This window comes from Ruminiclostridium cellobioparum subsp. termitidis CT1112 (assembly GCF_000350485.1).
Taxonomy (GTDB): Bacteria; Bacillota; Clostridia; order Acetivibrionales; family DSM-1351; genus Ruminiclostridium; species Ruminiclostridium termitidis.
The window spans coordinates 71,855-84,290 of the sequence record NZ_AORV01000066.1; the positions used below are offsets into that span (position 1 = coordinate 71,855).

General features: G+C 41.5%; 11 protein-coding genes. 1 reads left to right on the top strand and 10 read right to left on the bottom strand.

Annotation, left to right across the window (positions count from 1 at the left end):
- Positions 1 to 58: 58 nt before the first annotated feature.
- From CTER_RS24610 to CTER_RS24645, 9 genes are all read right to left on the bottom strand, one after another.
- Complete coding sequence (locus CTER_RS24610; RefSeq protein WP_004630405.1) at positions 59 to 1,072, bottom strand: glycosyltransferase family 2 protein; 1,014 nt, start codon at positions 1,070 to 1,072, stop codon at positions 59 to 61.
- 48 nt (positions 1,073 to 1,120) lie between these two features.
- Entirely contained in the window at positions 1,121 to 2,089 is a 969-nt protein-coding gene (locus CTER_RS24615) for a KpsF/GutQ family sugar-phosphate isomerase (protein WP_004630425.1), read from the bottom strand.
- A gap of 16 nt (positions 2,090 to 2,105) precedes the next feature.
- Entirely contained in the window at positions 2,106 to 2,762 is a 657-nt protein-coding gene (locus CTER_RS24620) for an HAD family hydrolase (RefSeq protein ID WP_004630467.1), read from the bottom strand.
- 150 nt (positions 2,763 to 2,912) lie between these two features.
- Positions 2,913 to 3,890, bottom strand: a complete 978-nt coding sequence (locus CTER_RS24625) for a transketolase family protein (RefSeq protein ID WP_004630450.1) — start codon at positions 3,888 to 3,890, stop codon at positions 2,913 to 2,915.
- Positions 3,884 to 4,711: a transketolase gene (locus CTER_RS24630; RefSeq protein ID WP_004630433.1), complete on the bottom strand. Its 828-nt coding sequence runs from the start codon at positions 4,709 to 4,711 to the stop codon at positions 3,884 to 3,886. The genes CTER_RS24625 and CTER_RS24630 overlap by 7 nt, the downstream gene beginning before the upstream one ends.
- 250 nt (positions 4,712 to 4,961) lie before the next feature.
- Complete coding sequence (locus CTER_RS28985) at positions 4,962 to 5,114, bottom strand: hypothetical protein (protein ID WP_242835080.1); 153 nt, start codon at positions 5,112 to 5,114, stop codon at positions 4,962 to 4,964.
- Between the two features lie 15 nt (positions 5,115 to 5,129).
- Positions 5,130 to 5,615 carry a MerR family transcriptional regulator gene (locus CTER_RS24635; RefSeq protein WP_004630430.1) on the bottom strand — a complete coding sequence of 162 codons (486 nt, stop codon included), beginning with the start codon at positions 5,613 to 5,615 and terminating at the stop codon, positions 5,130 to 5,132.
- Between the two features lie 130 nt (positions 5,616 to 5,745).
- Complete coding sequence (locus CTER_RS24640) at positions 5,746 to 6,675, bottom strand: DUF5107 domain-containing protein (RefSeq protein WP_004630399.1); 930 nt, start codon at positions 6,673 to 6,675, stop codon at positions 5,746 to 5,748.
- A 69-nt stretch (positions 6,676 to 6,744) separates the two neighbouring features.
- Positions 6,745 to 7,632 carry an AraC family transcriptional regulator gene (locus tag CTER_RS24645; protein ID WP_004630391.1) on the bottom strand — a complete coding sequence of 296 codons (888 nt, stop codon included), beginning with the start codon at positions 7,630 to 7,632 and terminating at the stop codon, positions 6,745 to 6,747.
- A 234-nt stretch (positions 7,633 to 7,866) separates the two neighbouring features.
- Between CTER_RS24645 and CTER_RS24650 the strand changes: the two genes are divergently transcribed.
- Positions 7,867 to 11,217, top strand: coding sequence for a DUF5107 domain-containing protein (locus tag CTER_RS24650; RefSeq protein WP_004630411.1), 3,351 nt, complete (start codon positions 7,867 to 7,869; stop codon positions 11,215 to 11,217).
- Between the two features lie 137 nt (positions 11,218 to 11,354).
- Here the strand turns inward: CTER_RS24650 and CTER_RS24655 are convergent, their stop codons facing one another.
- Positions 11,355 to 12,395, bottom strand: a complete 1,041-nt coding sequence (locus CTER_RS24655) for an FAD-dependent oxidoreductase (RefSeq protein ID WP_004630331.1) — start codon at positions 12,393 to 12,395, stop codon at positions 11,355 to 11,357.
- Between the last annotated feature and the right edge of the window lie 41 nt (positions 12,396 to 12,436).

The window sequence follows — 12,436 nt, forward strand, 5'->3', positions numbered from 1 at the left end:
CCTGAATACAATTTATATTAATGCCTCCTGTTACTCTTACATGTATTTACCGGCATTTTTACAGGCATTTTTCCAGGACATCCTCAAGACCTTGTTGGGATAAATTTTTAAAAGCCAGGTCTATTGACAGATTTAATGCTTTTGATATCTCCTTATAGGCCAGATCATATATTTTTTCATAATAGACGGTTTTGGCCTGCTTTATGTAAAACTTCACCATGAGCTCTTTTATTTGTTCGTTTTGCAGTCTGCCGTTTTTCAGGCCCATATCAATACATTCTAAAAATCCCTCGGTATTGACCTTCACAACTTTTTCAAAGAACTTTTCCCTTCCACCTTCCCTGGTACGGGATGAAGAACCTTCAGTATTCTGTGGATTTCTATACAGGGATGGGATTTCACCGGTATATACAAATTTCCCGCCCAAAGCCGAATATTTCATCCAGGTTACCGCATCCTCAGACACTCTTTCTTCAGGGAAAGGGCATTTATATGCAAGGCAGGTTTTAACAGCTGTCGCAGAAGTCAGATTGACGTATCCCGTATCGGTTCCTATCCTGATCCAGCAGTCATGGCCCTGGGGAGGATTTGTTTTGTGAGATGTAATAATTTCCTGTATTGAAGGTGCAATCTTTTCAGCTGCTACAGGCCTATTGTGCTCGTCAATAACCTCGAACGTAGTATAGACCACATCTGCCTCCCCGTCCTCCGCAAATATTTTTCTTACTGTTTCCAGCCTTTTTTCATGTGAGATATCATCCGCATCATTAAATAGAATTATAGGAAAATTATTTTTATAAGCGTATTCTATTCCAATATTTCTGCAAGCCCCCTGTCCCCTGTTTTTATCTTCAAATATTACACTTATCCTCCGGGGATGCTTTTGGCAAAGATCTTTTAAAAAGTCCTTTGCAGCAATGCTGGCAGAAGCGTCATCTACAATAATCAAATGCCAGTTTTCATCGGTCTGGCCGAAAACTCCGTCTATGGCAGCTTTCAGGAATAATATATTCCTGTGGTCCCGGTCAGAGGCATAGTGTGGCATAATGAATGCCGCTGTTTCATTTAACATTTAATGTTGCCACTCCTCTCTGTCTTATAGTTTTTATATCGTATCTTTTTATGCCGAAAGACCCATCCTGATAAAGTCTTTAACTTTAACAACACCAATAGGTTCAAAGTAATCATTTATAACTGTCAAAAACCATATTTCAGAATCTGAATTTACCATTTCCATTATTTCAGATGCCTTCATGTCTGGTTTAACAACCTTTGGAGAACGGTTCATTATTGCGGAAGCTTTAAGCTCGGTATGCAAACCGTTTTTGTCCACACAGTCAAGCAACTCCTTATTTGTAATTATCCCTGTTAATTTGTTATTCTCATCAACAACATTGACAATTCCCATTTGGTCCCTGTTCATCTTAATTATAACGTCTTTTATTGCTGCCTCTTCATTTATGACGGGATTCTCGGCTCCCGAGTACATCAGGTCCCTGACATATGTCAGCAGCCTTTTGCCCAAAGCACCTTTGGGATGGTACACGGCAAACCTGTCCGATGTAAAGTTAATTAACCTGGACAGTACAACCGCAAGAGCATCACCCAGTACCAGAACAGCCGTGGTGCTGGAGGTGGGGGCAAGATTTAAGGAACATGCCTCCTGAATGATGTTCAGCTTCAAAGTGATACCGGAATTCCTTTCCAGTGTTGATTTTCTATTCCCGGTTATGCTGATGATTTTAGCCTGGATTTTTTTTAAAGACGGTATTATTTGAATTATTTCTTCAGTTTCACCGCTGTTGCTTATCAGCACAACTACATCCTTTTCCTGTATCAATCCCAGATCGCCGTGGGCACATTCCCCAGCATTCAGAAAAAATGACGGAACGCCCAAACTTGACATGGTAGCTGAAATCTTACCTGCTATGTGCGCGGATTTTCCCATTCCGATAAAAATAACTCTTCCTTCACAATCGGCTATGCTTCTAACAACCTTTTCAAATTCCGTTCCCAAATTGTTTTTCACACTTTCCAGGGTCTCAATTTCAATATCAAAAACCTTTTTTGCTTCTCTAATTATATCCATATGTGATGACACCCCCTTAATAGTTAACACTCAATAGAAGCTCTCTTCCTTTGATACACTCGTACAATTCCTCCGGGGATCTGACAAAAAAATCAGGCTTTTGCTGTTTTAAAACCTCCTCCGAGGTATCTCCCCACCCCACCGCAATGCTTTTAACACCTGCATTTTTTGCACAAATCAAATCATTGCAGCTGTCTCCTATCATTACGCAGGATTCTTTGACCATGTCCAGCTGGCCGACAGCCTGATTTAAAATCTGCGGATTCGGTTTAGGATACAAAACATCATCAGCGCAAACTATTACATCAAAGTAATCATTCAAGCTGTTCATATCAATTAGCTGCATGGTGCTTTTTTTATCCCTGCCAGTGCATATTGCAAGCCGAAAACCGTCTCTGCGCAGTTGATCCAAAAGCTCATTTATCCCATCATATATCTTTACGCCGCCAGCATTCTCTTTTATCAGGCCTAAGTAGTAACCTGCCATTTCTTCAGGCAAACCCATTTTTTTAAGTATATTAAATATTGAATCCCCGCTATGACTTAAAAATTCTTCAAATGATGGCTGTCCATTTTTAACAACCAGGCGGTAACTTTCATTTAAAGCTTTTCTCTGTACTTCTCTGGAGTTAAAAAGTACTCCGTCAAAATCAAAAATAACTGCTTTTATCATTTTCTTACCCTCCACAAATATGCAAATGAGCCTTCACATTTCCATGAATCCCATTCATAAATACTATCTATAAATCAAATTCATGCATTAAATTCATAAATCATATTCATGTATTAAATTCATAAATCAAATGCTGCTAAAGTTACTCAATCAGGCAATATCATCCTTGAATTCATCCAGCAGCCCGGCAGTAATCGGAACTTTAAAATTCACGCTTTCCAGCGCAGCTTTTACAATACTGTTCTCGTCTATACGGTATTTGTGCATCAATTCGTAATAACTCCCCGTCTCGGTAAAGCTGTCATTTATTCCGACAATTCTCACAGGCACAGGTCTTTCCCTGCATACCACCCTGCAAACCTGAGCCCCCAGGCCGTTTAACATATTACCGGTTTCGGCAACGACCACAGCCCCGGTTCTTTTTGCACTTTCAACAATTATCTGCTCATCCACAGGTTTTATGGTTGACATATTTACGACTCTGACGCTCAGGCCATATCCCATTAATGTATCTGCTGCCTTAACACAGTTTATTACCTGATCCCCCGTTCCTATAAGCGTCAAATCCCTGCCTTCCCTTATCACACTTGCTTTACCCAGCATAAAATCATTTTTTGAGATATTTTCGGTATTGGTTTTGTTTATTCTCAAGTAAACAGGACCGTCATATTCTATGGAAGCTTTTAAAGCATTTCTGACTTCCTTCCCGTCACAGGGCGAAACAACAACCATGTTTGGTATGGATGACATTACTGCAATGTCCTCAATTGCATGATGTGTTGCTCCCAGGTAGCTGTTGGAAATTCCGGCTCTTGTTCCCACAACCTTGACATTCATATTTGTATAGCAGAGACTGTTCCTTATCTGTTCACAGGTTCTTAAGGATGCAAACATGGAAAAGGAATGCACCAGGGGTATAAATCCCTCGCTGGCCAGACCTGCCGCAACTCCCACGGCATTTTGCTCGGCTATGCCCACATTTATGTAACGGTGGGGAAACCTTTCCCTGAAACTTTTTGTTCCTGAGGGCTCCCCAAGATCACAATCCACCACAACAATCCTTTGATTTGTTTCGCCTTGATACAGCAAGGCCTCGGAATATTCCTGCATGGTTTCGTATTTTAACATACCATCCCCTCCAGTTCTTTCAGCGCCAGCAGCTTCATGTCATTGCTGAGGATTTTGCTGTGCCATTCATACTTATTTTCCATAAACGATACGCCTTTGCCCTTTACCGTATTGCAGACAATCATTTTGGGAACACCGGACGCTTGTGAGCATTCTTTAAACTTTTGATCGATCTGGCAAAAATCATGTCCGTCAGCTTCAGTTACAAACCAGCCAAAAGCTTCCCATTTCTTTGCTACCGGTTCTATAGGCATTACATCACATACATTTCCGTCAGATTGCAGATTATTTTTGTCAAGAAAACATATAATATTGTCAAGCCTGTACTTGGAAGCTGCCATTGCTGCTTCCCATATCTGTCCTTCCTGGATTTCTCCATCCCCCAGAATGACATATATATTATTTTTTGAGTTCTTCATTTTGTTTGCTATTGCCATCCCCACTGCAACCGATAAGCCCTGTCCCAACGAACCGGAAGAAAAATCTACAAACGGAAGCCTTTTCATGTCGGGCTGAACCTGTAAGGGGCTGTTTAATTTTTTATAAGTATGGAGTTCCTCTTCCGAAAGGTATCCCCGCCGTCCCAGAAGTGCGTAAAAGGTCGGACAGCAATGGCCTTTTGAAAGTATAAGTTTATCCCTCTCCTTTTGTGATAAATCCATATCTTTCATAACAAACATATATAAATATGTCATTATTTCCACAGAAGAGAAGGGACCTCCGAAATGATTCGACAATTCCGGATTTGAAAATCTGATGATTAATTTTCTTATCTCGTTGGATTCATTTTTTAAAAAAACCTGATCTTTTTCTGCAAGCATATGTGCACCCTCCTTTTTTATAAATTTCATGACTCTTTGTTCCAAATTGTATTTTATTAATACTTTTCCGTTTATTTGTTACGATTTTATCATGTCAAATGCATCTTCCACAATATTCCATTTTTATAAAATATGTATAATTATAATGACTTGTTTTGTAAACATCTTCCAGTAAATGCATAAACCCAACCTCAATATGGCATTTGAATACAGCCCTATAACATATAACTAAAAAAAACCACACATCTTTTTAATGAATGTGTGGTACGTCTCCCAAAAAGGCTCTGGCATCTGTGGGATGAATCTTTTCGTTAACATAGGAGATGTGCTTCCCAATAGCCTCCTTAATGCCGGCATCATCAGGCCGAACTCCATTTTTCAGTGCATCAGCCATGAACATCATAAACTTTGCAGCCTGTTAGGAGTGCTCATTGAGTTCGTCCGGTTTGATATCGTTTTCGGACAGCATATCGTATCCATATTCTTTTTTCAGGTATTCGTTTTGCCCCGACAGCGTTTCCTCCCACTCCTGCCTGTTCAGTCCCGTAAACATTTTTTCTTTGCTCATAGTAACTCCTTTCTCCGCATGAATAATAACTTCTTCAAGCGTGTGCAATATGCTGCCCAGCCTCTGCCGGCGCGCCATCAACAGAGTTTTTTGTTCGCATAGGCACCGCAGCCGGGAGGGTTCGTTCTGCATGACAAGTTTTATTTTCTCCAGTGAAAAATCAAGTTCACGGAAAAACAGGATTTGCTGGAGCTTTTCAAGCTCTTTGTCACCGTAATACCTGTATCCGTTTTCAGCAACTCTTTCCGGCATAAGCAATCCGATCTTCTGATAATGATAAAGTGTTTTAATTGTTACGCCGGATATTTTTGCTACTTCATTCACCGTATACGACATGCGTTTCATCTCCCAGATGTTACTATAAGGTCTGATCCAGGGTCGGAGTCAATAACTTTTTGAAAATATTTTTTCGTGTTACATTTTCGGGTTACATAGAATTTATTTATGATTTTCAACATTGTCTGCATCACTTTAATTCAATTTTTAAGTCAAAGGTCAAGGCTTCTCCGGCTTTTAAATTGTACACCGCATTATTTTTCAGTGCGGTTGCTATTGAATCATAAAAGCCATTAGCCGGCTCCATGGCACAATTATAGTCCCCCCTGAAGCCTCCCTCGGTGAGCCAGAATCCCAAATAGGGCAGTCTCTCCTTATGGAAATATACCCTATAGGCTACATCCCTGCCGGGATAATAGGCTCCGCACATTCCCGTATCAACCTTGCCATTCACATAATATTTCTCACACTTTCCGGCATTCTCCGGGAAAATCCTGTCCAGTCTGAATTCGCTCCCATCCTCCATAAGAACCGACGGATAGGGATGAATCCGGTCTACCTCTCCCAAGTACTTGCTTTTATAGACATTTCTTATCTCTTTTGTTCCTTCGGGAAATATCAGCTCCATATCCTCTTCACACCGGATAAGACAGTGCATTGCCCATAAACAGGGAATATCTGCGGTACCGGTGTTATTAATGATATATTGGATCAAAAGCTGATCCCCCTGTACACTTAGTATCTTTTTATACTCATATGATAAAATCGAGCTAACTCCATGCAGGACCAGCTTCTCACCAGCAATTTCACGGCTGAAGGCCATAGTCCATATTTCACCATGATCGGGGTATTTTATCACTTCTCCCCCTACCGGTACCATACCTTCGTTTATTGACGGAAAGGCGTCGTCAAAGCCTGATGCATCGTAATTGCCAAAATCTTCATATATGCCGGCCTTTTTATATGTATCGGCCTTATTTTGAAATAACAGTTCAAATTCCTTTGGTTTGTTGAAAATAGATGCAAGCTTTCCGCCAAGCTCAGGCAGAACTATTACCTTCAGCTTCTCACTTTCAATTACTATTGATTTCGTTCCTTTAAAAATACTCTCGTATATCATATTAACCTCCATGAGCCACATTTGTGGCCACAAAATGTAATGAAAACTAACCTCCTTGTCCAATAGCATTTACCCTTTCATTACAGCCCTGTATGCAGTGGGAGACATCTGCATTATCTTATAAAATGCGCGTGAGAAGTAATACGGGTCGTTAAAGCCCAGCAGCTGGCAAATCTCATTAACTCTCAATTGCGTGGTATCCAGGTATTGGCATGCGCTTTTTATTTTCAATCTTAAAAAATAATCTATGGGAGAATACCCTGTCCTCTTCTTAAATAAAAAACTGTAATGGGTGGGCGATAGATTTGCCTGGTCGGATAATTCCCCGAGAGTAAGATTCCTCTTCAAATTTATTGTCATAAAAAGAATGGACTCCTCCACCTGGAGTGCCGTTTCTTTTGGAACACTAACCAGATTGGGGGTCTGGAATAATAAGGCTCCTAGAATATTAGCAACCACCTGTGCCGAATAGATCATTGCCTCCTGGGTAAACCCTTTTTCCAGAACCCTGAAAATATCCTCAAACAAAAGTCTGACCTTTGAGGTTTTATCTGCCGAATAATGAAGTGCCGGGTTTTCAATGTCTAAATTTCTAAGAAAATTTTGTGCGTTGCTCCCAAGGAAATGGAGCCAATATATGCTCCAGGGATCTGATTTACCTGCACCATAAGTATGCGGAATTCCCTGAGGTATTATCAAAAGAGTGTCTTTTTCAATGCTGTGCCTTATGCCGTCCAGCAATATAAAACCTTCTCCGCCCGTACAATAAATCAGTATGTTCTGCTCGCAGCCCCGCAAACGCTCCCTATAGTGAAATTGTGCATGTGGATAAAATCCAATATCGGTTGGATATATGGTAGCCACCAGCGGATCACTTTTAGCCGACTCAAGAAAGAGCCTTGGAAACACAATTGCCTTTTCATCTTTAAAGCCCTGAATTTTTCTTATTTGCCCCATTTCCGCCCCACTCTCCTGCAATAACAGTTATTGTATTTTAAAAAGTTTCCAATATGCTTTATTTTATTATACCATGTTTGAAAAATCAAATTCTCATAGTAATATAGTCCATCTCTTTCGTTTTTTATTCCATTCTATCAGGTATATTATGATGTTAATATAGAAATATAATTTGATTTAGCTTCATATCCAACTATGAAAGAATCAGTTTTTATGAATAAGGAGGTATTATTAATGGCAGATTCAAAAGGAAAAGCATTAATGTGGGAAGAAGACATCGAGCTCCCGACCTATCCTGCAGGAAAACCCGATAAAAACCCCATGTTTTTGGAGAAAAGGGTCTACCAGGGCAGCTCCGGAAAAGTTTATCCCCTGCCTGTAATCGACAAAATATATGACAGTAAAGTAACTCAGAAATACCGTGTGGTATTTTTGGAAAACGACTATATCCAGATATGGATAATACCCGAATTGGGAGGCAGGATCCAGAGAGCATTTGACAAAACAAACAACTACGATTTCGTTTATTACAATCAGGTTATAAAACCTGCCCTGGTAGGACTTGCCGGTCCCTGGATATCCGGCGGCATCGAATTCAACTGGCCGCAGCACCACAGACCAAGCACCTACTCTCCGGTTGAGTATACCCTCAAGGAGAATGAAGACGGCAGTAAAACCTGCTGGGTGGGCGAAATTGATCAGATGTATGGAACAAAGGTAACCGCAGGTTTTACCATATATCCTGATAAAGCTTACCTGGAAATAAAGGCACAGCTGTACAACAGGACCTGCGAACCGCAGACTTTCCTGTGGTGGGCAAACCCTGCCGTTGCAGTAAACGATCACACTCAGTCGGTTTTCCCGCCTGATGTTACGGCAGTATTTGACCATGGCAAAAGAGATGTTTCCTCCTTCCCCATAGCAACAGGTACCTACTATAAAGTAGACTATTCGGCGGGAGTGGATATATCAAAATATAAAAACATCCCTGTTCCAACCTCCTATATGGCTTACAAATCCGACTACAATTTTGTCGGGGGCTACGATCATCAAAAAGAAGCTGGCCTGCTGCATGTTGCAGACCATCACATCTCTCCCGGCAAGAAACAGTGGACCTGGGGCAATGGTGATTTTGGCCAGGCATGGGACAGAAATCTTACCGATGAAGACGGACCTTATATTGAGCTTATGACCGGAGTTTATACCGATAACCAGCCTGACTTTACCTGGCTCAACCCATACGAGGAAAAGACCTTCACACAATACTTCATGCCCTATAAAAACATAGGTATGGTAAAAAACGCATCGACTGATGCAGCAGTAAACCTAGAGGTAGAAAAAGGGATCATCAGGGTATCGGTATACGCCACTTCTGTGTTTAAAGATGCAACAGTTGAGTTGAAAGGTAAAAATTCGGTTTATCACAAAATCACAACTGAAATATCACCTGTAAGTACCTGCAGTTTTGAATGCGGACTTGTACAGGGTGATATTGAAACCGACCTGACACTTACGGTGACTGCTAAGGATGGCAGAGTGCTTGTGTCATATACTCCTAAAATTGTTGAACAGGATTTAGTCCCAAATGCCGCAAAGGCCATTTCCCAGCCTTCGGAGCTGACCAATACCGAGGCCCTGTATCTTGCGGGCATCCACCTGGAACAATACAGGCATGCCACCTATGAACCGGAGAATTATTATGAGGAAGGTTTGCGCAGAGACCCTGAAGATATCCGCATAAATAACGCCTACGGAACCTTGTTGTTCAGAAGAGGCCTGTTTGCTAAGAGCGAGCAATATTTCAGAACTGCTGTTAAGACCTCAACCCGCCATAACCCCAATCCCTACGACGGCGAACCTTACTACAATCTTGGGCTCTCCCTGAAAATGCAGGGTAAGCTGGATGAGGCCTATGATGCTTTTTATAAGGCATGCTGGAATGTGGCAATGCAGGACTGCGGTTACTTCTCGCTTTCCAAAATAAATTGCATGAGGCAGGAGTTTGAACTGGCACTTATGCATGTAGAAAAATCGATAGTCAGGAATTATCACAACTTCAAGGCCAGAAACCTGAAAACAGCTTTGCTGCGCAAATCCGGAAACTTTAATAAAGCCGAAAGCTTTGCAAAAGAAACAATTGAAATAGATATTATGGATTTCGGTGCCAGAAACGAGTTATACCTTATAGCCAGGGAGGCCGGAAATCTTGAGTCAGCCGGTCGGCTTCTCGAGGAACTTGTCACTCTCATGAGAAATGACCTGAAAAACTATATAGAATTGTCCCTGGATTATTCCGACTGCGGTATGTACAAGGAAGCTGCCGAAATACTTGAGAGACTTATTTCCAACAGTGCGGCCGGGGATGTCAGCCCAATGCTCTATTACTATACAGGCTGGAATCTTTTGTCCCTGGGACAGGATGAAGCCGCAAGGGATTACTTCACTAAGGGTGCGTCAGCAAAACCGGATTACTGCTTCCCAAACCGCCTCGAAGACATACTTCTCCTGCAAACGGTTCAAAGGGTCAATCCCGCCGATTCCAAAGCGTTTTACTATTTGGGCAACCTCTGGTATGACAAAAAACAGTATGAAGAAGCTGTGGCCTGCTGGGAAAAATCAAGAGAGCTGGACGATACCTATCCTACGGTTCACAGAAATCTGTCTTTGGCCTACTACAACAAGCTCCACGATGAGGTCAGGGCCAGGGAGTCCCTTGAGAAAGCCTTCCGGCTTAATCAGGAGGATTCAAGAGTTTTCCTTGAATTGGATCAGCTGTATAAAAAACTCGGTGTCGCACCTGAGGAACGGCTCAGGAACTTTGAAAAGTATATTGATCTGGTTGAAATCCGGGATGACCTGTATGTTGAATATATTACATTAATCAATATCAGCGGTGATTTCCGGAAAGCCAAAGAGTTGATTTCAAAGAGAAAATTCCATCCATGGGAAGGCGGAGAAGGAAAAATTACAAAGCAGTATGTCAACTGCAATATAGAGCTTGGAAAAGAGCTCATATCCGGGAATAAGTATGAAGCTGCCATAGCCGTATTAAGCGAAGCCCTGACTTACCCTCACAATTTAGGAGAAGGTAAGCTGTTCGGTACACAGGAAAACAATCTGAATTATTATCTGGGTTGTGCATATGAAGGCCTGAAGGATGCCGACAAGGCAAAAGAATACTTTCTTAGGGCATCGGTCGGACTTGATGAGCCAACAAGTGCAATGTACTACAACGATCAGCCCCCCGAAATGATTTTTTATCAAGGTTTGGCTCATATCAAGCTGGGCAATGCTGACAAGGCAAAAGCAATTTTCGATAAATTGATAATTTATGGTGAAACCCATATAAATGATCATGTTACCATAGATTACTTTGCAGTATCACTTCCCGATTTTCTAATATTTGACGAAGACCTGGACAAAAGGAACGTTATACACTGCAGATATCTCATGGGTTTGGGTAAGCTGGGTCTTAGCTATCTGGGACTGGAAGCTGCCCATAATGCCCGGGAACAATTCCATAAAGCTCTGGAACTGGATTTGAACCACATGGGAGTAATTATCCATAATAAGCTGTGCATCTAAAAGACTTTAGAGAAAGAATTTAATAATTCCGGTGGTATAAAAAATATAAACTCCTTCCTGATAAAAGTAACCTACGCTCTAAGTATCAGGAAGGAGTTTTATATTAAAGCTTTTATTTTATAAATATATTTAATTCCTCACAATTTCATATAACCGAAACTATCCGATATATTTGCAACGAAATTCCATTGTCTTTCCATATAATTTCTAAGTACTGCAGTGCTGCTTATATATGCCTGGTGTAATGCCTTCAGATCCGAAACACTGTCTAAACCGGCTTGTTCTATGGCCTTTGCGGCAGCATGCCCGCTTTCCATTCCGGCAGAAATACCCTCACCCATCGGATTCAGGAATCCTGCCGTTTCACCTGCAAACAGCACTCTCCCTTTTCCGTAATCAATGGGACATTTTGGCATAATGTGGGGCATTAGCCATTTTTCTGCTTTTTCCTGCTTTTCAATTATTGCATTATGATGTTTTTTCATATAGGAAATAAATTTTGAATAATAATATTCAAGCTTGCATATATCCTTAACTGCCACACCTAAAATCAAATAATCATCTTTTACGTTGAACCATGCATCGTACTCTGAAAGACAGGGCTGCAACCAGGCATAAAAATAGTGCCGGTCCAAATCTATACGGCCTTTGTTAAAGGTCTGGTAAGTGGTTACATAGTTTTGGCGTGCCGGAAGCAGTTTACGCTTAACAGAGCCCACCACCCCGTCACATACAATGACTGCTTTTGCTTTTTCGGAATATGTAGAAGTACCTCTGAGATTTACAAGTACATACTTTTCTTGTTCCTCACAGGATATGGCGGCAGTTTCGTCCCGTATCTCTGCGCCGGCCCGGGCAGCCTTTGCTGCAAGCCAATAATCAAAGGAATTTCGCCATATATTTAATCCTTCCTGTTCAAAACGGTACTCCTGACCCCTGTCATTTGTAAGAATCATACCCCGGTTGTCAAAGGGCTTGCACATGGCTGATTCCGGCACATCCTCCCCAAAGTATTGCCGGATCAGATCCATGGATTTCCTGATAAGAATACCTGAACAGGATTTGTTTCTTGGCAGCCTGAACTTTTCGATCAGCAATACCTTATGACCGCTGCAGGCCAATTCCCGGGCAGCAGTACAACCTGACGGGCCTGCACCAATGATGATTACATCATACATGTAAATGATCTCCTTTACATTCACCTGCCAAGATTCCTGAA